This is a genomic window from Mariniradius saccharolyticus AK6 (assembly GCF_000330725.2).
Taxonomy (GTDB): domain Bacteria; phylum Bacteroidota; class Bacteroidia; order Cytophagales; family Cyclobacteriaceae; genus Mariniradius; species Mariniradius saccharolyticus.
On record NZ_AMZY02000010.1, the window covers coordinates 290,590 to 311,838 of the forward strand.

The 21,249-nt window shown below is 44.8% G+C and carries 23 protein-coding genes and 1 tRNA gene; all 24 read right to left on the reverse strand.

Features of this window, described 5'->3' with window-relative positions; genetic code table 11:
• Window position 1 precedes the first annotated feature (1 nt).
• Window positions 2-196 carry a 50S ribosomal protein L29 gene (gene rpmC, locus C943_RS10505; RefSeq protein WP_008627453.1) on the reverse strand — a complete coding sequence of 65 codons (195 nt, stop codon included), beginning with the start codon at window positions 194-196 and terminating at the stop codon, window positions 2-4.
• Window positions 197-204: 8 nt separating this feature from the next.
• Complete coding sequence (rplP, locus tag C943_RS10510; protein ID WP_040480078.1) at window positions 205-624, reverse strand: 50S ribosomal protein L16; 420 nt, start codon at window positions 622-624, stop codon at window positions 205-207.
• Between the two features lie 23 nt (window positions 625-647).
• Entirely contained in the window at window positions 648-1,391 is a 744-nt protein-coding gene (gene rpsC / locus C943_RS10515; protein ID WP_008627455.1) for a 30S ribosomal protein S3, read from the reverse strand.
• A gap of 9 nt (window positions 1,392-1,400) precedes the next feature.
• Entirely contained in the window at window positions 1,401-1,790 is a 390-nt protein-coding gene (gene rplV / locus C943_RS10520) for a 50S ribosomal protein L22 (protein WP_040480080.1), read from the reverse strand.
• 2 nt (window positions 1,791-1,792) lie between these two features.
• Complete coding sequence (gene rpsS / locus C943_RS10525; RefSeq protein ID WP_040480082.1) at window positions 1,793-2,071, reverse strand: 30S ribosomal protein S19; 279 nt, start codon at window positions 2,069-2,071, stop codon at window positions 1,793-1,795.
• Between the two features lie 2 nt (window positions 2,072-2,073).
• A complete protein-coding gene (rplB, locus tag C943_RS10530) occupies window positions 2,074-2,898 on the reverse strand; it encodes a 50S ribosomal protein L2 (RefSeq protein WP_008627459.1) in 825 nt (274 codons plus the stop codon).
• 13 nt (window positions 2,899-2,911) lie between these two features.
• The gene (gene rplW / locus C943_RS10535; protein ID WP_040480085.1) at window positions 2,912-3,199 is read right to left on the reverse strand and encodes a 50S ribosomal protein L23; all 288 of its coding nucleotides are present in this window, start codon (window positions 3,197-3,199) and stop codon (window positions 2,912-2,914) included.
• A gap of 4 nt (window positions 3,200-3,203) precedes the next feature.
• On the reverse strand, window positions 3,204-3,833 hold the full coding sequence (rplD, locus tag C943_RS10540; RefSeq protein WP_008627465.1) for a 50S ribosomal protein L4: 630 nt from the start codon (window positions 3,831-3,833) through the stop codon (window positions 3,204-3,206).
• A 4-nt stretch (window positions 3,834-3,837) separates the two neighbouring features.
• Entirely contained in the window at window positions 3,838-4,470 is a 633-nt protein-coding gene (gene rplC, locus C943_RS10545) for a 50S ribosomal protein L3 (protein ID WP_040480324.1), read from the reverse strand.
• A 253-nt stretch (window positions 4,471-4,723) separates the two neighbouring features.
• Window positions 4,724-5,029 carry a 30S ribosomal protein S10 gene (gene rpsJ / locus C943_RS10550; protein ID WP_008627480.1) on the reverse strand — a complete coding sequence of 102 codons (306 nt, stop codon included), beginning with the start codon at window positions 5,027-5,029 and terminating at the stop codon, window positions 4,724-4,726.
• Between the two features lie 13 nt (window positions 5,030-5,042).
• The gene (fusA, locus tag C943_RS10555) at window positions 5,043-7,160 is read right to left on the reverse strand and encodes an elongation factor G (protein WP_008627482.1); all 2,118 of its coding nucleotides are present in this window, start codon (window positions 7,158-7,160) and stop codon (window positions 5,043-5,045) included.
• 5 nt (window positions 7,161-7,165) lie between these two features.
• Window positions 7,166-7,633 (reverse strand): 30S ribosomal protein S7, encoded by a 468-nt coding sequence (rpsG, locus tag C943_RS10560; RefSeq protein ID WP_008627485.1) that lies wholly within the window; start codon window positions 7,631-7,633, stop codon window positions 7,166-7,168.
• Between the two features lie 19 nt (window positions 7,634-7,652).
• A complete protein-coding gene (rpsL, locus tag C943_RS10565; protein ID WP_040480088.1) occupies window positions 7,653-8,072 on the reverse strand; it encodes a 30S ribosomal protein S12 in 420 nt (139 codons plus the stop codon).
• Window positions 8,073-8,173: 101 nt separating this feature from the next.
• On the reverse strand, window positions 8,174-8,503 hold the full coding sequence (locus tag C943_RS10570; RefSeq protein ID WP_008627489.1) for a DUF3467 domain-containing protein: 330 nt from the start codon (window positions 8,501-8,503) through the stop codon (window positions 8,174-8,176).
• Between the two features lie 69 nt (window positions 8,504-8,572).
• Window positions 8,573-12,886, reverse strand: coding sequence for a DNA-directed RNA polymerase subunit beta' (gene rpoC, locus C943_RS10575; RefSeq protein ID WP_040480090.1), 4,314 nt, complete (start codon window positions 12,884-12,886; stop codon window positions 8,573-8,575).
• 48 nt (window positions 12,887-12,934) lie between these two features.
• Entirely contained in the window at window positions 12,935-16,810 is a 3,876-nt protein-coding gene (gene rpoB / locus C943_RS10580) for a DNA-directed RNA polymerase subunit beta (protein WP_008627492.1), read from the reverse strand.
• 153 nt (window positions 16,811-16,963) lie between these two features.
• On the reverse strand, window positions 16,964-17,350 hold the full coding sequence (gene rplL / locus C943_RS10585; protein ID WP_008627493.1) for a 50S ribosomal protein L7/L12: 387 nt from the start codon (window positions 17,348-17,350) through the stop codon (window positions 16,964-16,966).
• A gap of 51 nt (window positions 17,351-17,401) precedes the next feature.
• Window positions 17,402-17,938 (reverse strand): 50S ribosomal protein L10, encoded by a 537-nt coding sequence (gene rplJ, locus C943_RS10590; protein ID WP_008627494.1) that lies wholly within the window; start codon window positions 17,936-17,938, stop codon window positions 17,402-17,404.
• A gap of 2 nt (window positions 17,939-17,940) precedes the next feature.
• Entirely contained in the window at window positions 17,941-18,639 is a 699-nt protein-coding gene (rplA, locus tag C943_RS10595; RefSeq protein ID WP_008627495.1) for a 50S ribosomal protein L1, read from the reverse strand.
• Between the two features lie 10 nt (window positions 18,640-18,649).
• On the reverse strand, window positions 18,650-19,093 hold the full coding sequence (gene rplK / locus C943_RS10600; protein WP_008627496.1) for a 50S ribosomal protein L11: 444 nt from the start codon (window positions 19,091-19,093) through the stop codon (window positions 18,650-18,652).
• A 2-nt stretch (window positions 19,094-19,095) separates the two neighbouring features.
• Window positions 19,096-19,653 carry a transcription termination/antitermination protein NusG gene (gene nusG, locus C943_RS10605; protein WP_040480097.1) on the reverse strand — a complete coding sequence of 186 codons (558 nt, stop codon included), beginning with the start codon at window positions 19,651-19,653 and terminating at the stop codon, window positions 19,096-19,098.
• A 15-nt stretch (window positions 19,654-19,668) separates the two neighbouring features.
• On the reverse strand, window positions 19,669-19,857 hold the full coding sequence (gene secE / locus C943_RS10610) for a preprotein translocase subunit SecE (protein WP_008627498.1): 189 nt from the start codon (window positions 19,855-19,857) through the stop codon (window positions 19,669-19,671).
• Window positions 19,858-19,874: 17 nt separating this feature from the next.
• A tRNA-Trp gene (locus C943_RS10615) sits at window positions 19,875-19,945 on the reverse strand.
• A 113-nt stretch (window positions 19,946-20,058) separates the two neighbouring features.
• Window positions 20,059-21,246 (reverse strand): elongation factor Tu, encoded by a 1,188-nt coding sequence (gene tuf, locus C943_RS10620; RefSeq protein ID WP_008627499.1) that lies wholly within the window; start codon window positions 21,244-21,246, stop codon window positions 20,059-20,061.
• Between the last annotated feature and the right edge of the window lie 3 nt (window positions 21,247-21,249).

The following is a 21,249-nucleotide window of genomic DNA, read 5'->3' on the forward strand; positions in this document are numbered from 1 at the left end:
ATCATTTAGCCTGTTGTTTAGCAGTCAATTCAGTCTTCAATCTCGCGATGAAACGCCTTGACTCCTTGATTTTGTTTGGATTTTCAATTGGAGAGATAGCATGTGCAAACTTCAACTTGGTTAGATTGGTCTGCTCAGCGGCTATCCGCTCTTGGAGTTCACTTTCGGAAAGTGCTCTAATTTCAGAATTTTTCATCTTTTTGCTTATTCAACGTAATCTCTACGTACTACGAATTTTGTGCTTATTGGAAGCTTTTGTTGAGCAAGTCTCAACGCTTCTTGAGCAGTCTCGAGACTCACACCTGTAGCTTCGAAAAGGATCGTACCTGGCTTGATAACGGCAACCCAATATTCTGGCGCACCCTTACCTTTACCCATCCTAACCTCTGCTGGTTTTCTGGTGATAGGTTTGTCAGGGAAAATCCTGATCCAAACCTGTCCTTCTCTTTTCATCGCCCTCGTCATCGCGATACGTGCCGCTTCAATCTGACGTGAGGTGATCCATCCGGGCTCCAAAGACTTGATACCAAAGTTGCCAAAATCGAGGTTGTGGCCTCTGGTGGCAATTCCTTTGACTCTGCCTTTGTGCATTTTTCTATACTTGGTTCTCTTCGGCTGTAACATGATTTCTCACAAAAGGGTGAAAATTAGTTATTCTTTTTTCTTCTCTTCGGACCATTGCCTTCTCTCCGCTTTCCTCTCGGTGCTGCGGCTGCGGCTCCTTTTGGTTCATTGGTCATGCCTACGTTTGGAGACAAATCTCTTCTACCGTAAACCTCACCTTTGAATATCCAAACCTTGATACCTATGATCCCATAAACCGTATTGGCTTCAGAAACCGCATAGTCAATATCAGCTCGCAAAGTATGCAATGGGATTCTACCCTCTTTGTACATTTCTGATCTCGCCATTTCAGCTCCACCCAAACGTCCGGAAAGCTTTACCTTGATACCTTCTGCCCCAACTCTCATAGAAGCCGCGATAGCTTGCTTCATTGCCCTTCGGAAAGAAATACGAGCCTGCAACTGCTGGGCGATTGACTCGCCTACCAACTTAGCATCCAATTCAGGACGTTTGATTTCGAAGATGTTGATTTGAACATCTTTGTTGGTAAGCTTCTTCAGTTCCTCTTTCAGTTTATCAACCTCTGCTCCGCCTTTGCCGATGACGACGCCCGGACGTGCAGTATGGATGGTGAGGGTAATGCGCTTCAAAGTCCTCTCAATCACAACCTTTGCAATACCACCTTTAGGAATCCTGGCGTTGACGTATTTCCTGATCTGCTGGTCTTCAAACAGCTTCTCAGCGAAATCTTTGCCACCGTACCAGTTAGAATCCCAACCTTTGATGACTCCAAGCCTAAAACCGATTGGGTTTATCTTTTGTCCCATAGTCTGATCTTAATTAGATTTTTCTGTTTTTTCCGTTTCATCAGCGGTAACTCCAGCACCGAAGGAATCTACGATGAGGGTCACATGATTTGATCTTTTCCTGATTCTGTGGGCTCTTCCTTGCGGAGCTGGCCTCAGCCTCTTCAGCATACGACCTTCGTCAACGAAGATGGTTTTTACATAGAGGTCAGCATCTTCTATCTTCTCATCAGGGTTTTTTGCCTGCCAGTTTGCTATCGCAGATAGCAACAGCTTTTCGAGCTTAAGGGAACCATGATTGGGAGTGTATTTCAAAATGCTCAACGCCAAACCTACCCTCTTACCTCTTACGAGGTCAGCAATCAACCTCATTTTTCGAGGCGAGGTAGGTACATTTTTTAGTTTAGCTACTGCTTCCATGATTATTTCTTTCCTTTATCTTTCTTGGCGATGTGACCCCTAAAGTTTCTGGTTGGTGCAAATTCACCGAGCTTGTGCCCTACCATGTTGTCAGTGACAAACACGGGGATGAATTTGTTTCCATTATGCACAGCAAAGGTATGGCCTACGAAATCCGGGGAAATCATCGACCTTCTGGACCAAGTCTTGATGACAGATTTTTTCCCTGACTCGTTCATTACATCCACTTTTTTCGCCAAGTGATGCTCTATATAAGGACCTTTTTTTAACGAACGTGACATAATTATTTGCTTCTTTTACTGACAATGAATTTGTTAGAGTACTTTTTAGGAGATCTGGTCTTCTTACCCTTGGCAAGTAAACCTTTCCTAGACCTAGGGTGACCACCCGATGCACGCCCTTCACCACCACCCATCGGGTGATCGACAGGGTTCATCGCAACACCTCTGGTCCTTGGCCTTCTTCCCAACCAACGGTTCCTACCAGCTTTTCCAAGAACAACGTTCATATGGTCAGCATTGGATACTGTTCCAACAGTCGCCATGCAAGTTCCCAAGATCAACCTGGTCTCACCGGATGGCAACTTTACGGTAACGTATTTGTCTTCCCTCGCTACTAACTGTGCATATCCTCCGGCAGATCTTGCCAAAGCTGCGCCCTTACCAGGCTTCAGTTCGATATTGTGGATGATAGTACCCAAAGGAATGTTGTACAACTGCATCGCATTACCGATCTCCGGAGCAACGCTTTCACCAGAAACGATTTTCTGGCCTACTTGCAAGCCTTCTGGGGTAATGATGTAAGCTTTGGTTCCATCTTCATATTGTACCAAAGAAATTCTAGCGGATCTGTTTGGATCGTACTCGACTGTGAGCACTTCAGCTGACATATCGAATTTACGTCTTTTGAAATCGATGATTCTGTAGCGCTGCTTGTGACCACCACCAATGTACCTGGAGGTCATTCGACCTTGGTTATTTCTACCACCAGTTTTCTTCTTTGGAGCCAGCAGCGACTTCTCAGGTTTTGATGTAGTGATTTCATCAAAAGAGGGAGCTACTCTGAATCTAGTCCCTGGGGTTACCGGTTTTAATTTTCTAACTGCCATGATCTTGATTCAATTAAATTTCTCCGTAAAAGTCAATGACTTCACCTTCTGCCACCTGCACAATCGCCTTCTTGAATGCATTTGTATATCCGGAAACAATCTTGTTTTTTGAATACCTGGTCTTTGGTTTCGCAGCATACCGCATTGTACGCACCTCAACAACCTTTACCCCATACATCTTTTCAACGGCCTTTTTGATTTCGGGCTTCTTTGCAGTTTTCTCCACAATAAACCCGTAAACGCCCTGCTCGTTTTTCGCAGAAATCTTTTCCGTAATCAAAGGTTTTTTTAGGATCTCCATTTTCTTACAATGATAAAAGGGTTTCTAACTTATTTACCGAGCCTTCACACAACACCAGGCTGTCCGCATTCAAAAGGTCATAAGTATTGACACTGTCAACAGTGATCACTTTTGTCCTAGGTAGATTTCTGCTTGACAGATAGACATTCTTGTTGTTCTCAGGAAGGACAAAAAGCGTCTTCTTATCTGCCAAAGAAAGGCCTTGTAGCATTGAAATGTAGCTTTTCGTCTTAGGCGCATCGAATGACACACTCTCCAATACCAAAAGGCTATTTTCTTTCACCTTATAGCTCAACGCGGACCTTCTAGCGAGGCGCTTCAGCTTTTTATTCAACTTGAAGGAATAGTCTCTTGGTCTAGGACCAAATACTCTGCCTCCTCCTCTGAAGTTTGGAGCCTTGATAGAACCCGCACGGGCGCCGCCTGTACCTTTTTGCTTCTTTATTTTCTTGGTAGAGCCTGCGATTTCGTTTCTCTCTTTTGATTTGTGCGTACCCTGCCTTTGTGCGGCTAGATACTGCTTCACGTCAAGATAAATCGCGTGGTCGTTGGGCTCGATACCGAATATGTCATCAGAAAGTGTAACCTTCCTGCCAGTGTCTTCACCGTTTTGTTTAAATACTGCTAATTCCATCTTCTTATTTCTCTAGAATTACAAAAGAGTTTTTTGCACCTGGAACTGAACCACTCACCAAAAGCAAGTTTTTCTCAGGATAGATTTTGAGAACTCTAAGGTTGATTACTTTCACCCTATCGCCACCAGTACGGCCGGCCATTCTCATTCCCTTGAATACTCTTGATGGCCAAGAGCATGCACCGATGGAACCTGGGTGACGTTGTCTGTTGTGCTGACCGTGGGTCTGCCCACCAACACCACCAAAACCGTGACGTTTCACAACGCCTTGGAAACCTTTACCTTTTGAAGTCCCGATAGCATCCACGAAGTCACCTTCGACGAACACTTCTTCGGCCTTCACGGTATTTCCGAGATTGACTTGACCTTCAAATTCGACTCTGAAGTCTCTGAATTCAACAACTTTCTGCTTCGGAGTTGTACCGGCCTTTTTGAAGTGACCGATCAATGGTTTGGGAGTGTTTTTCTCTTTTCTCTCACCAAACGCCAACTGAACAGCGTTGTACCCGTCTGTGTCTACATTTTTTACTTGCGTCACTACGCAAGGACCAGCTTCTATTAGCGTGCATGCGACGTTTCGTCCATCGGCACTGAAAATGCTAGTCATTCCTACTTTTTTACCTATTATTCCAGACATCTTGTGTTGTATAATAAACTTCCACCATGGGCATAAGCACATGGTCCCTTTTTAAGGACTGCAAAGTTAAATATTATAATTTGCCTTACAAACCCCAACTTTAATATTTTCAATTATTTACAAAAATAAATTGCGCCGATGCGGACATTAACGGCCAATAAGTGTGAATTACCCGCATCAATCGCAGACGGACAAAATAAAAACCCACACCCAAAAGGGTGTAGGTCTTTTTAAATTGGATAAATGATATTCGTCAGACTTTGATTTCTACATCTACGCCAGACGGCAACTCGATTTTCATCAGCGCATCAACAGTTTTTGAACTGTTGCTGTAGATGTCAACCAATCTTTTGTAGGTGCAAAGCTGGTATTGATCCCTAGACTTCTTGTTGACGTGGGGAGATCTCAATACAGTGAACTTCTCCTTTTTCGTCGGCAAGGGAATAGGACCAACCACAATGGCTCCGGTAGCTTTTACCGCCTTTACGATCTTTTCTGATGACTTATCCACCAGTGTATGATCGTATGATTTCAATTTTATTCTGATTTTCTGGTTCATTTTCTCTCAAGATTTAGGACTTCTCACCCTTTACTTTTGCAATCACACCCTCAGCAATGTTGTTTGGAACAGGCTCGTAATGGGAGAACGTCAAAGAGGCTGTCGCCCTTCCTGATGTGATCGTTCTCAAATCTGTCACATATCCGAACAATTCTGACAAAGGAACTGCGGCTTTAACAACGGTAGAGGTACCTTTGGTATCCATTCCCTTCATCAAGCCTCTACGCCTGTTCAAGTCGCCTGTGATCGGACCAGTGTATTCGTCTGGTGTTACGACGTCAACAGACATGATTGGCTCTAGAAGTTGCGGTCTACACTTTTTGGCAGCCTCCTTAAAGCCGATCCTCGCCGCCAATTCGAATGAAAGCGCATCGGAATCGACATCGTGGAATGAACCGTGAAACAACCTTACCTTCATCGATTCGATTGGATATCCAGCCAAAGGACCATTCTTCATAGCCTCTTGGAATCCTTTCTGCACAGGTGGGATAAACTCCTTTGGAATTACACCACCGACGATACCATTTACAAACTCAAGGCCCGGCTTGATCTCACCTGTTTCGGGATCTGGATCCCTTGGCCCCAATTCAAACACGATATCGGCAAATTTACCCTTACCACCGGTCTGCTTTTTGTAAACTTCTTTGTGCTCGACTTTTCCAAAAAGAGCTTCTTTATATGCAACTTGTGGTGCACCTTGGTTGATCTCAACTTTGAATTCTCTTTTGAGACGGTCAATGATGATTTCCAGGTGAAGTTCTCCCATACCTCTCAAGATGGTCTGACCAGTTTCGTGGTCTGTATTCACCTGGAGGGTAGGATCTTCTTCCACCAATTTGGAGATCGCCATGCCCAATTTGTCGACGTCAGCCTGGGTTTTAGCTTCAATCGCATACCCAATTACTGGCTCAGGGAATACCATTGACTCCATGACGACTTTGCGTTTTTCGTCGCAAAGGGTATCGCCGGTTTTGATATCCTTGAATCCAACAACGGCACCGATATCACCAGCTTCCAATCTTTCGATTTGGTTTTGCTTGTTGGCGTGCATCTGGAATACCCTTGAAATCCGCTCTTTGTTGCCAGAACGGCTATTGAATACGTAGGAACCTGATTCGAGTACACCTGAATAAGCTCTCACGAAGCAAAGACGTCCAACAAAGGGGTCAGTAGCGATCTTGAAAGCCAATCCGACAAAAGGATCTCCAAAATCAGGCTTGATCAATACTTGCTCTTCAGAATCAAGTTTTGTCGCATAAAGATCGTCCTTATCCAATGGAGAAGGCAAAAGTTCCATTACCAAATCCAACATGGTTTGTACACCCTTATTCTTGAAAGAGGATCCGCATACCATTGGAACGATTTTCATATCGATCACTGCTTGCCTCAAGGCATCAAGGATTTCTCTTTCCGTAATGGAATTAGGATCGTCGAAGAATTTCTCCATCAAAGATTCGTCGTATTCGGCGACAGCCTCTAGAAGATACTCTCTCCATTGATCCACCTCTTCTTTCATATCGTCTGGAATTGGAACAATCTGGTAGGTCATACCTTGATCGTGCTCGTTCCAAACCATCCCTCTGTTGTTAATCAAGTCAACGACGCCTTTGAATTTGTCTTCGGCGCCGATTGGGAGTTGCAAAGGCACAGCCTTGCTACCCAGCATTTCTTTCACCTGCTTGCAAACATTGAGGAAATCAGCTCCTGCACGGTCCATCTTGTTTACGAAACCGATACGGGCTACTTTGTAATTATCAGCCAAGCGCCAGTTTGTCTCGGATTGTGGCTCTACACCGTCTACCGCACTGAACAAAAACACAAGGCCATCCAAAACCCTCAAAGATCTGTTAACTTCAACAGTAAAGTCAACGTGTCCCGGAGTATCAATCAAGTTAACTTGGTATTGGTTATTTCTGTAATTCCAAAAAACTGTAGTGGCAGCAGAGGTAATCGTAATGCCTCTTTCTTGTTCCTGCGCCATCCAGTCCATCGTTGCTGCACCTTCGTGCACCTCACCGATTTTATGGGATTTTCCTGAGTAATACAGAATACGTTCGGAAGTAGTGGTCTTGCCAGCATCAATGTGCGCCGCAATACCGATATTCCTGGTAAATCTTAAATCTCTTGCCATCCTAGTTAAAATCTAAAGTGTGAGAATGCTTTGTTGGCTTCGGCCATTCTGTGGGTGTCGTCCTTTTTCTTGACAGCGGCGCCTTCGCCTTTCGCAGCGGCGATGATTTCACCTGCAAGTCTGTCCATCATTGTTTTCTCACCCCTTTTTCTGGCGTAGGCAATCATCCATTTGATTCCTAGGGACATTTTTCTTTCGGGTCTAACCTCCATCGGAACCTGGAATGTAGCACCACCAACTCTACGACTCTTCACCTCGACGGATGGAGTTATATTGTTAAGCGCTTTTTTCCAAACCTCAAGACCGTTCTCACCTACTTTTGATTCAACCTTCTCGACTGCGTCGTAGAAGATTTTGTAAGCAATACTCTTCTTGCCATCGACCATCAGACAGTTCACGAACTTGGTCACCAAGGTATCGTGGAACTTCGGGTCAGGAAGAATATATCTCTTCTTTGGTTTCGCTTTTCTCATTTCTTTGTTGTTGTTTTAATTACTTCTTCTTAGCTGGAGCGCCTTTTCCTGCTGCTGCAGGTGCCCCTGGCTTAGGTCTTTTAGCACCGTACTTGGAGCGACCTTGCTTACGGTCTTTTACTCCGGCAGTATCCAATGCACCTCTGATAATGTGGTAACGTACACCTGGAAGGTCCTTTACCCTGCCGCCTCTGATCAATACGATAGAGTGCTCTTGCAGATTGTGGCCCTCACCTGGGATGTAAGCGTTTACCTCTTTACCGTTCGTCAATCTTACCCTGGCCACTTTTCTCATTGCTGAGTTAGGCTTCTTGGGAGTGGTAGTGTACACCCTGGTACATACACCTCTTCTCTGAGGACAAGCATCCAAAGCCTTGGATTTTGACTTGAACTCAAGGACGGTTCTACCTTTTCTTACTAACTGTTGTATAGTAGGCATTAACTGTTAAAATTTGGTTTATCCCGTTAACTTGTGATTTTTTGGACTGCAAAGGTATGCAAAGCGTTAAAACAAACAAAATTAAGCTGTTATATTTTTGGTTAGGCCTCCCCAAATGTCCCCCCAAAATTCATCGGGAAACCCGGCGCTTCCTGACCTGTTTGGATTTTCCCAAAGGCATCCTCGTATTTGCTGATATTGTCTTTCAATGCAGCCAGCAATCGCTTGGCATGATCTGGTGTCATGATAATGCGGGATTTCACTTTCGCCTTGGGTACACCCGGCATCAATCTGATAAAATCAATCACAAATTCCGAGTTGGAATGGGCGATCATGGCGAGGTTGGAATATATCCCCTCAGCGATGTCCTCGGTCAGTTCCACATTGATTTGGTGATCCAAGTTTGGTTTTTGTCCTTTTCCGTCTTCCATGGTTTTATATGGTTTGGATGAAAAAAGGCCTGTATTTGCTACAGGCCTTTTATGATTTATTGATCAAATTTATTTTACAGCCTCTCGGGGTTTGCCGTAGGTTTTTTCTTTCTCTCCCGCCAAGCGGTCGTATTCTTCTGTCGAACCTACAATGATACCCTGGAATTTCCTCTGTCCGGTACCTGCAGGAATCAAGTGACCTACGATCACGTTTTCCTTCAAGCCCAAAAGCTCGTCGCGCTTGCCTCTGATAGCCGCCTCGCTCAATACCTTGGTGGTTTCCTGGAAGGACGCCGCAGAGATAAAGCTTTCGGTGCCCAAAGAAGCCGCTGTGATTCCTTGGAGGGTCGGCTGCGAAACCGCAGTTTCCGCGTCTCTCACCTGTACCAACTTCAAATCTTTACGCTTCAAGCTTGAGTTTTCGTCCCTCAACCTTCTGGCTGTAATGATCATACCTGGCTTCAAAGTCGAGCTATCTCCGGCATCCATGACAACTTTCTTATCCAGAATGTTGTCGTTTTCTTCACGGAATGCCCACTTGTCCACAATCTGACCTTGAAGGAAGTTGGTGTCTCCAGGCTCAAGAATCTCAACCTTCTGCATCATTTGGCTTACGATCACCTCAATGTGCTTATCGTTGATTTTCACGCCCTGAAGTCTATATACTTCTTGGATTTCATTTACCAAATATTCCTGTACGGCTGTAGGGCCTTTGATGGCCAAGATGTCGCTTGGAGTGATGGCACCGTCAGAAAGGGCTTCACCTGCTTTGATAAAGTCGTTTTCCTGAACAAGGATATGCTTGGAAAGAGGCACCATGTAGCGCTTTTTCACACCATCTTTGGATTCGATGAAGATCTCCCTGTTACCACGCTTGATACCTCCGTAGGTAACGACGCCATCGATTTCAGAAACCACGGCTGGGTTGGAAGGATTCCTTGCTTCGAAAAGCTCGGTTACCCTTGGCAGACCACCGGTGATGTCACGGGTTTTTCCTACAGATCTTGGGATCTTCACAAGGATTTGTCCAGCTTTCACCATTTCTCCCGCTTCTACGGCCAAGTGTGCACCCACTGGAATGTTGTAAGACTTGCTTTCGTCCATTCCATAGTTGACTACAATCGCTGGGTTTTTGGTCCTATCTTTTGTTTCGATGATTACTTTCTCTCTGTAACCGGTTTGATCATCAGCAACCTCTTTGAAAGTGATGCCTTCGATGATTGAATCGTACTCGATTTCGCCGTCAAATTCCGACAGGATAACCGCGTTGTAGGGATCCCAGGTACACAGGGATTCGCCTTTGGCGATTTTTTGACCATCCTTGACGTTCAATGTAGCGCCATATGGTACGTGGTTGGAAACCAAAGTTTTTCCGGTTTTCGCATCATTGATCTTGATTTCACCGGATCTCCCCATAACGATGGTAACTTTCTCACCATCCTTGTTGGTAGTCTCTATAGATCTGAATTCCTCATCAAACTCAACTACACCTTCAAACTTAGCATTTATGCTTGCCTCTACGGAAATGTTGGAAGCTGTACCACCCACGTGGAAGGTTCTCAAAGTAAGCTGTGTACCTGGTTCGCCGATAGATTGTGCGGCGATAACACCGACGGATTCACCGGATTGTACCATACGGCCAGTCGCAAGGTTTCGTCCGTAGCATTTGGCGCAGACCCCTCTTCTGGTTTCGCAGGTCAGTACTGATCTGATTTCGATTTCTTCAACAGCAGAGTCATCGACTTTCTTGGCGATTTCTTCCGTTATTTCTATACCCGCAGGAACAAGGAGTTCCTCCGTCACTGGGTCGTAGACATCGTGCACTGATACCCTTCCTAGGATACGCTCAGAAAGTGGCTCTACAATTTCATCGTTGTCTTTCAATGCCTGTACCACCAAGCCCCTCAAAGTACCGCAGTCCTCTTCGGAGATAATCATATCTTGAGCCACATCAACAAGCCTTCTGGTCAAGTAACCTGCATCAGCTGTTTTCAAGGCCGTGTCAGCAAGACCTTTTCTCGCACCGTGAGTAGAAATGAAATACTCCAATACATCCAGACCTTCTTTGAAGTTGGAAAGGATTGGGTTTTCGATGATTTCGCCAACGGAACCTTGAAGGTTCTTTTGTGGCTTGGCCATCAGACCTCTCATTCCTCCGAGCTGACGGATTTGTTCCCTAGAACCTCTAGCACCAGAGTGCATCATCATGTAGATCGCATTGAAGCCCTGCTTGTCCTCTTCCATTTGCTTCATCAGGATGTTGGTCAAATGGGAGTTGGTCCTAGTCCAGATATCGATCACTTGGTTGTAGCGTTCGTTATCCGTAATAAGACCCATCAAGTAGTTGTTCCAAACTTGATCTACTTCATCCTTTGCTTTAGTAATCAACGGATCCTTGTCAGCAGGAATGATTACGTCATTTAGGCCCATGGAAAGACCTCCTTGGTAAGCCATTTGGAAGCCAAGCTGCTTGATATCATCAAGGAACTGAGCCGTCCGGGCCACACCGCATATTTTTACTACTTCAGAGATAATCTGTTGAAGCTTTTTCTTGGTCAACAATTCATTGACATATCCCACTTCCTCAGGTACATACTGGTTGAAAATCAAGCGACCTGCAACGGTATCAATGATTTTTTCAACCAACTGACCATTTTCATCCCGGGTTTTCACCTTACACTTAATGAATGCATGCTGAGAAAGTCGGCCTTCATTGAGTGCGATGATCACTTCTTCTTCGCCGTAGAAAGTCATCCCTTCGCCCAATACAGGCTCTTCTGGAGTTGACTTTTTGCCTTTGGTCACATAGTATAGACCCAAAACCATGTCCTGCGAAGGAACGGTGATTGGCGCGCCATTGGCTGGGTTCAGGATATTGTGTGATGAAAGCATCAATGTGGAAGCTTCCAAAATCGCTTCGTGACCAAGTGGTACGTGCACCGCCATCTGGTCACCGTCAAAGTCGGCGTTGAAGGCAGTACAAACCAATGGGTGAAGCTGGATCGCTTTTCCTTCGATCAGTTTCGGTTGGAATGCCTGAATACCCAATCGGTGCAATGTCGGAGCACGGTTGAGCAATACAGGGTGTCCTTTCAATACGTTCTCAAGGATATCCCAAACGACTGGATCTTTCCTGTCAACGATCTTCTTGGCCGATTTTACAGTTTTAACAATACCTCTTTCGATCAGTTTCCTGATGATAAATGGCTTGAACAATTCAGCCGCCATGTTTTTTGGCAAACCACATTCATGCAATTTCAATTCCGGACCGACTACGATAACCGAACGGCCAGAGTAATCCACCCTTTTGCCGAGGAGGTTTTGTCTGAATCGACCTTGCTTACCTTTGAGCATGTCGGAAAGCGACTTCAGAGCCCTGTTTCCGTCAGATCTTACTGCATTGACTTTTCTTGAGTTGTCAAACAAGGAATCGACTGCTTCCTGCAACATCCGTTTTTCGTTTCTCAAGATTACTTCAGGAGCCTTGATATCGATCAACCTTTTGAGACGGTTATTCCTGATAATCACCCTTCTATAAAGGTCATTCAAGTCAGAGGTAGCGAAACGACCACCGTCCAAAGGAACCAAGGGACGCAATTCTGGTGGAATAACAGGAACCATTCTCACTACCATCCACTCGGGACGGTTTTCAATTCTGGTCCTTGCTTCACGGAATGCCTCAACAACCTTGAGACGCTTCAATGCCTCAGCCTTTCTTTGCTGAGAAGTATCTGTCGCGGCTTGGTGTCTAAGGCTATAGGAAAGATCATCCAGGTCCAAACGGGAAAGGAGCATTTCAAGCGCTTCTGCACCCATCTTGGCAATGAATTTATTCGGATCTTCGTCGTCAAGCATGTGGTTTTCCTTTGGAAGCTTGTCGATAATGTCCAAATACTCGTCTTCGGTCAAGAAATCAAGGTATTGTACACCGTCTTCAGCTTTGATTCCTGGCTGTACCACCACATACCTTTCGTAGTAAACGATCTGATCCAATTTCTTGGTAGGTAACCCCAACAGGTAGCCGATTTTATTGGGAAGTGATTTGAAATACCAGATATGGGCAACTGGAACCACCAATTCGATATGGCCCATTCTCTCCCTTCTGACCTTCTTTTCAGTCACTTCCACGCCACATCTGTCGCAGATAATACCTTTATATCTTATGCGCTTGTATTTACCACAATGACATTCCCAGTCTTTGACAGGCCCGAAAATCCTTTCACAGAACAAACCACCCATCTCTGGCTTGTAGGTTCTGTAATTGATGGTTTCAGGCTGGGTTACTTCACCATGTGAGCTATCCAGAATGGATTCAGGAGAAGCCAAGCTGATGGTGACCCGGGAAAAGTCAATGTTGAGTTTTTTGTTTTTTCTGAACGCCATAATTGTCGAAGAAATATGTGAAGGGCCTGACGGCCCATTGAATTTGAATTAATCGAGGGTAATCTCAAGAGCAAGGCCTCTCAGTTCGTGAACCAATACGTTGAAGGATTCAGGGATATTTGGCTTCGGAAGGTTTTCACCTTTCACGATTGCCTCGTATGCCTTGGCCCTACCAACGACGTCATCAGATTTCACGGTCAAGATTTCCTGCAACACATGGGATGCACCAAACGCTTCGAGCGCCCATACTTCCATTTCCCCGAACCGCTGTCCACCAAACTGGGCTTTACCACCCAAAGGCTGCTGCGTGATGAGAGAGTAAGGACCGATGGAACGTGCGTGCATCTTGTCATCGACCAAGTGACCCAATTTCAACATGTAGGTAATCCCCACGGTTACTGGCTGGTCAAACATTTTACCAGTAAGACCGTCGTACAAATAGGTACGTCCATATGCCGGAAGACCTGCCTCTGCCAATTCGGCCGAAACTTCTTCCATTGTAGCTCCGTCGAAAATCGGAGTAGCATACTTCTTGCCCAACTTGTACCCTGCCCAAGCAAGTACGGTCTCATAAATCTGACCGATGTTCATCCTTGAAGGTACACCGAGTGGGTTGAGGACGATATCCATCGGGGTTCCGTCCTCCAAGAATGGCATATCCTCTTCTCTCACGATTCGGGCGACAATACCTTTGTTTCCGTGACGGCCAGCCATTTTGTCACCAACCTTAAGCTTGCGCTTTTTCGCGATATACACTTTTGCAAGCTGTACGATTCCAGCAGGCAACTCATCTCCAACCTCCAAGGTAAACTTGTCTCGTTTGAACCTTCCTGAGATTTCGTTTCTTGCATTCACATAGTTCTTGACCAGTTTTTGGATCAAGCCATTTGTATGCGCGTCGTCTGTCCAGTCGTCAAGAACGATATCCGAAATCAAATTCGCTTCCTCAGGGACGTTGTAGTTAGACTCGTCACGGTAAGGATTTTTAGCAGGAAAGAGGTTCTGCTCGATATTTTTCAAGTTGAACTTAACCCCCTTGCTGATGATCTCATCGCCGAATTTATGCTTTACGCCTTGAGAGGTCTTTCCATCCAGCAACGTGACCAACTTATTGATCATCTTTGCACGGATACCTAGGAGATCCTTGGCGTATTTGCCTTTCAATTTTTCGACTTCTGCTTTGGATTTTGCGCGAAGGTCTTTGTCCTTCTTAGGTCTAGAGAACAGCTTGGTTTCGATCACAACGCCGCTTAGAGATGGGGATGCCTTCAAAGAAGCATCCTTCACATCACCTGCCTTGTCACCGAAGATCGCACGAAGAAGTTTCTCTTCCGGAGTTGGATCAGTTTCACCTTTTGGTGTGATTTTACCGATAATGATATCACCCTCTTTAACTTCAGCACCGATTCTGATGATACCGTTCTCGTCAAGATTTTTAACGGCCTCTTCAGATACGTTTGGAATTTCAGAAGTCAATTCTTCCTCACCACGCTTCGTATCCCTTACTTCAAGTTGGAATTCTTCTATGTGGATTGAAGTGAAGATATCCTCACGAACAACGCGCTCAGAAATTACGATCGCATCCTCGAAGTTGTAACCTTGCCATGGCATGTAGGCAACCCTGAGGTTTTTACCCAATGCCAATTCACCTTTGTTGGTTGAATATCCTTCCACCAAGACTTGACCTTTTTTCACTTTTTGCCCTTTCAAAACCAAAGGAGTCAAGTTGATGGTAGTGTCTTGGTTCGTACGACGGAATTTGACCAATTCGTAGGTTTTGTATTCATTGGTGAAATTCACCAAAAGATCATCTTGGGTCAGGTCGTATTTGATTGTGATCTTATTGGCATCGACAAATTCGACAACACCATCAGCTTCTGCCAAAACCAAAGCCCTTGAATCGATGGCAGCTTTATACTCAAGACCTGTACCAACGATAGGTGCTTCTGGCTTCAACAAAGGAACTGCCTGACGTTGCATGTTGGATCCCATCAAGGCCCTGTTGGCATCGTCGTGCTCCAAGAACGGAATCAGCGAAGCGGCCACAGAAACGATCTGGTTTGGAGCGACGTCCATGTAGCTGATCGCAGACGGCTCCAACACAGGGAAATCGCCTTCGAATCTTGCTTTTACCTTCTCATTGATGAAGTTCCCTTTTTCGTCCAATGGAGCATTTGCCTGAGCAATATTGTTGTCATCCTCTTCTTCCGCAGTCAGGAATACTATGTCCTTGGAGTCCATGGAAACTTTACCGTCCTTCACCTTTCTATAAGGGGTCTCCAAGAATCCCATGGAGTTCACTTTTGCATGCACGCAAAGTGATGAAATCAGACCAATGTTTGGACCTTCCGGAGTTTCGATCGTACAAAGACGACCATAGTGCGTGTAGTGAACGTCACGGACTTCAAATCCAGCCCTTTCCCTTGAAAGACCGCCCGGACCGAGCGCTGAAAGCCTTCTTTTGTGGGTCAGTTCGGCCAATGGGTTTGTTTGGTCCATAAACTGGGAAAGCTGATTTGTACCAAAGAATGAGTTGATCACTGAGGACAGGGTCCTTGCATTGATCAAATCAACCGGTTTGAAATCCTCGTTGTCACGAACATTCATCCGTTCTCTGATTGTTCTGGCCATTCTCGCCAAACCAACACCAAATTGGCTGTACAATTGCTCACCGACAGTCCTAACCCTTCTGTTACTCAAGTGGTCAATATCATCTACTACCGCTTTTGAGTTGATCAAACCAATCAAATACTTGACGATGCTAATGATATCTTCAGTCGTCAACACGATTTTCTCTGGATCGATATCCAAGGAAAGCTTCTTGTTGATCCTGTACCTACCGACTTCACCCAAATCATAGCGCTTGTCGGAGAAGAACAATCCGTGAATAACTTCGCGGGCGGTAGCTTCGTCCGGTGCTTCAGTATTTCTCAATTGACGGTAGATTACTTCAACCGCCTCTTTTTCAGAGTTTGAGTTATCCTTTTGGAGTGTGTTATATATGATGGAAAAATCAGCCACGTTCACATCTTCCCTGTGCAGGATGATCGACTTCGCGCCCGACTCCATAATCATCTGAATATCTTCATCTGTCAGAATTGAATCCCTTTCTAACAGCACTTCATTTCTGTCGATGGAAACCACCTCACCAGTATCTTCGTCCACGAAATCTTCCACCCAAGTCTTCAAGACCCTTGCCGCTAATTTCCGTCCGGTGATTTTCTTGAGGTTGTTTTTGGTTGCTTCAATCTCCTCCGAAAGTCCAAACAGGTCTAGGATCTCTTTATCCGAACCAAACCCAATAGCCCTCAACAAGGTAGTTACCGGGAATTTCTTTTTGCGGTCGATATAGGCATACATGACATTGTTGATGTCAGTCGCAAACTCAATCCAGCTGCCCTTGAATGGAATGATCCGAGCTGAATAAAGTTTGGTGCCGTTAGTGTGCTTGCTTTGCGCAAAGAACACACCCGGTGACCGGTGCAATTGGGAAACAATTACACGTTCGGCCCCATTGATCACAAATGAGCCCTTCTCGGTCATGTAGGGAAGGTTACCCAAGAAAACTTCTTGCTCTATCGTCTCGAAATCTTCATTGTCTTCATCATGACAGAGCAACCTTAGTTTAGCTTTCAAAGGAACGGAATAGGTCAATCCCCTATCGATACATTCCTCAACGCTATATTTTGGTGGATCTACCGTGTAGTCGATAAATTCAAGGGTGAAATTTTCCCTGGAGTCAGAGATCGGGAAATTCTCAGAGAACACCTTGAAAAGACCGTCCTGTCTCCTTCTCTCGGCCGGAGTATCCAATTGAAAAAAGTCCTTGAATGATTGTAATTGGATATCTAGGAAATCAGGATAGTCTTTGACTACCTTAATAGATGAGAAACTTTTCCTTTCAGTTTGATTCTGGATAGCCAAGGCAGTATATGTTTTTGGTGAAAATAACTAATAGAAAGCGACAATTTTCGCTTGGAATAGTGCAATTTTTAACCTGCGCACAAACAGGAAAAGACCTGACTATACAGTCAGGTCTAAATCCATACCCTTTCCCTTTGGAAAAGGCGAATCAAATTACTTGATTTCGACTTCAGCTCCAGCTTCTTCCAAAGACTTCTTCAAAGCTTCAGCTTCGTCTTTAGCAACGCCTTCTTTCACTGCTTTTGGAGCACCGTCTACCAAGTCTTTTGCTTCTTTCAAGCCAAGACCGGTCAACTCTTTCACAAGCTTCACGACAGCCAATTTCTGACCGCCAGCAGCTTTAAGGATTACGTCGAAGGAAGTTTTCTCTTCCACTTCAGCAGCGGCACCAGCGCCACCACCAGCAGCAGGAGCGGCAACGGCAACAGCAGCAGCTGCAGGCTCAATGCCATACTCGTCCTTCAAAATATCAGCCAATTCTTTTACTTCTTTTACAGTCAAGTTTACCAACTGATCAGCAAGTTGTTTAAGATCTGCCATTGTATTATTATTTAAATTGTTGATTTTTAATTAAATGATGTTTGAAATTGATTATTCTTTTTCAGAAAGAGTCTTGACAAGGCCAGCCAAGGTGTTTTGTCCCGATTGAAGTGCAGAGACCAAATTCTTCATTGGTGACTGTAGCAATCCAATAAGTTCGCCAAGAAGCTCCTGCTTAGACTTGATGTTGGAGAGGAACTCCAACTGATCTTCGCCTAGAAACACATCTGAATCGATGGAAGCTCCTTTGAAAACGGGTCTTGTTTCTTTCTTGCCCATCTTCTTTCTGAAGTCCAAAAGGATATTGGCAGGAAGCTTTCCACTCTCTTTGGTGAAGATAATTCCTGAGAATCCTTTTAGCGCCACTTTGGAAAATTCGGTATAATCTCCACCGAGGTTTTCCAAGGCTTTTTTGATTAGGGTGTTTTTGTACACCTTGTACTCTACACCTTTCTCAAAACATGTTCTTCTAAAAGCATTTACCTGCGCTACTGTGAATCCTGATGCATCAGTAACATAGAAGTAAGGGTTTTCTTTCAACTTCTCGGTAAGACTTTCGATTATCTCTAATTTTTCTTCTCTAGTCATGATCAGATACCTTGAAAACTGCCTTTATCTATTTTAATGCTCGGAGACATCGTGCTGGAAAGGTGTATACTCTTGAAGTAAGTACCTTTGGACGTCGAAGGTTTCAGCCTGGAAATAGTGTTAACCAATTCTTTCACGTTGTCCTGGATTTTTTCAGGATCAAAGGAAACTTTCCCAACACTTGCGTGAATAATACCAGTTTTATCAACTTTGAAGTCGATCTTACCAGCTTTCACTTCCTTTACTGCTTTGCCAACCTCCAAAGTCACAGTTCCAGATTTTGGGTTTGGCATGAGACCTCTTGGACCCAAAACCCTTCCCAATCTACCGACTTTCGCCATTACGTTTGGTGTGGTGATGATGACATCAATGTCTGTCCATCCACCTTCGATCTTAGCGATATAATCATCTAGACCCACATGATCTGCTCCAGCGTCCTTCGCTTCCTGTTCTTTGTCAGGAGTGCAGAGTACGAGTACCCTGATGTCCTTTCCGGTCCCATGAGGCAAGGCCACTACGCCTCTAACCATTTGGTCAGCCTTTCTAGGATCGACTCCCAAGCGGATGTCAACATCCACAGAGGCGTCGAACGTAGCATTGGTGATTTCCTTGATCAAAGAAGAAGCGTCCTCTAAGGAGTAATGCTGGCTCTGGTCGTACTTAGAGAGAGACTCTTTTTGTTTTTTCGTTAACTTAGCCATAATTGTAATTTTATTCCTCCCAAGGGGCTTTTCCTGAAACAGTAATACCCATACTTCTAGCGGTACCTGCGATCATTTTCATGGCAGATTCCACTTTGAAAGCGTTCAAGTCAGGCATTTTCACCTGCGCAATATCCCTTACTTGATCCCAAGTGACGGAACCGACTTTTTTCCTGTTTGGCTCTGCTGAACCACCTTTGATTTTCGCGGCATCTAGCAACAGGTTTGCTGCTGGAGGCGTCTTTACTACGAATTCAAATGATTTGTCAGAAAAAACAGTAATCAAAACCGGCAATACCTGACCCATTTTGTCTTGGGTCCTCGCATTGAATTGCTTACAGAACTCCATGATGTTCAGACCCTTGGAACCAAGGGCCGGACCGATTGGAGGTGATGGATTTGCCTGGCCACCTTTCACCTGTAATTTCACATAACCAGTGATTTCCTTAGCCATTTTTAATCTTGTTTTTCTACTTGTATAAAGTTTAACTCAACTGGTGTATTCCGACCGAAGATCTTAACCATAACATTAAGTTTCTTCTTGTCTTCAAACACCTCTTCAATTGTCCCGGCAAAACCACTGAAGGGACCGTCCATTACTTTTACGGTCTCTCCCACTATAAATGGTGTCTCAAGCTTCACGGCAAACTCATCAATCTGCTCAACACGACCCAAGATCCTGTTGACTTCAGACTGCCGTAATGGTTCAGGGGTTTTGGAAGCTCCCCCCTGGTTTGATCCTAGAAAACCGATAACACCGGGAATACTCGTTATCACATGATTAGCTTCACCATGGGTAAGATCCGCATTGACAAGGACGTAGCCAGGAAAGAAATTACGTTCCCGTACTCGTTTTTTGCCGTTGCGCATCTCGTAAACTTTTTCGGACGGAATCAAAACTTCAGGAATATATTCCTCAAGTTTTTGACGGACAATCTCGTTATCCAAGTAAGACTTGGTCTTCTTTTCTTGTCCGGCTACCACCCTAAGCACGTACCACTTATGTTCAGCCATCAGTATTAACTTCGATTAGAATAGATCGTAAAACCACTTCATTAAATTCTCGAATCCCAAGTCAATCACCCCAATAACCAACGCAAAAATAAGCGAGGCGACCAAGACCAAAACAGCACTGTTTTGCAGAAATGAATAGGAAGGCCAAGTGACCTTGTTTTTCATCTCGTCGATAGATTCGATAACAAAACTTTTAATATTCATGGTTACTACATTGTTTGCACGGGCAGAGAGATTCGAACTCCCATCAACGGTTTTGGAGACCGCTATTCTGCCATTGAACTATGCCCGTATGAATTTTTGGTCCCCAAAAGGAACGCAAAGGTAGTTATTGTGGAATAGAGAAACAAATGCGATCCCAAAAAAAATTCAGGATCGCATTTGATATATTGAGTCTGTGAATTCTTAGTCAAGAATTTCAGTCACCTGACCAGCACCTACGGTTCTACCACCTTCACGGATAGCGAAACGAAGACCTTTCTCCAGGGCAACTGCGTTCAACAGGTTCACTTCGATAGTGATATTGTCACCTGGCATAACCATCTCAACATTCTCAGGAAGTTTGATTTCGCCCGTCACGTCAGTAGTTCTCAAATAGAACTGTGGACGATATTTGTTGAAGAATGGAGTGTGACGACCACCTTCTTCTTTTGAAAGGACGTAAACTTCAGCCTTGAAGTGAGCGTGTGGCTTCACAGAGTTAGGCTTGCAAATGATCATCCCTCTTCTGATCTGAGTTTTTTCGATACCTCTCAACAAAAGACCAACGTTGTCACCTGCTTCTCCTCTGTCAAGGATTTTGCGGAACATTTCCACACCGGTAACAGTAGACTTCAAACCTTGAGCGCCCATACCGATGATGTCAACTGGATCACCAGAGTTGATAACACCTCTTTCGATTCTACCAGTAGCAACGGTACCCCTACCAGTGATAGAGAATACGTCTTCAACAGGCATCAAGAAGTCTTTGTCGATCAAACGCTCTGGGATTGGAATATACTCATCCACAGCGTTCATCAATTCCATCACAGTAGCTTCCCACTTTGGCTCGCCATTGAGTGCACCAAGCGCAGAACCAGCGATAACTGGAATATCGTCACCTGGGAATTCATAGAATGAAAGCAGTTCTCTGATCTCCATTTCCACAAGCTCAAGAAGCTCAGGGTCATCCACCATGTCAACTTTGTTCATGAAAACAACTAGAGCTGGTACACCTACCTGCCGAGCAAGAAGGATGTGCTCTCTTGTTTGAGGCATCGGTCCGTCAGTTGCAGCTACCACAAGGATAGCACCGTCCATCTGTGCAGCACCAGTAACCATGTTTTTCACATAGTCAGCGTGACCTGGGCAGTCAACGTGCGCATAGTGTCTCTTCTCAGTCTGATACTCCACGTGAGAAGTATTGATTGTGATACCTCTTTCTTTTTCTTCAGGAGCGTTGTCGATAGAAGAGAAATCTCTTAATTCAGAAAGACCTTTTTTAGCCAATACTGTAGTAATGGCAGCAGTCAAGGTAGTCTTTCCATGGTCTACGTGACCAATCGTACCGATATTTACGTGCGGTTTGGAACGGTCAAAGGTTGCTTTTGCCATGCT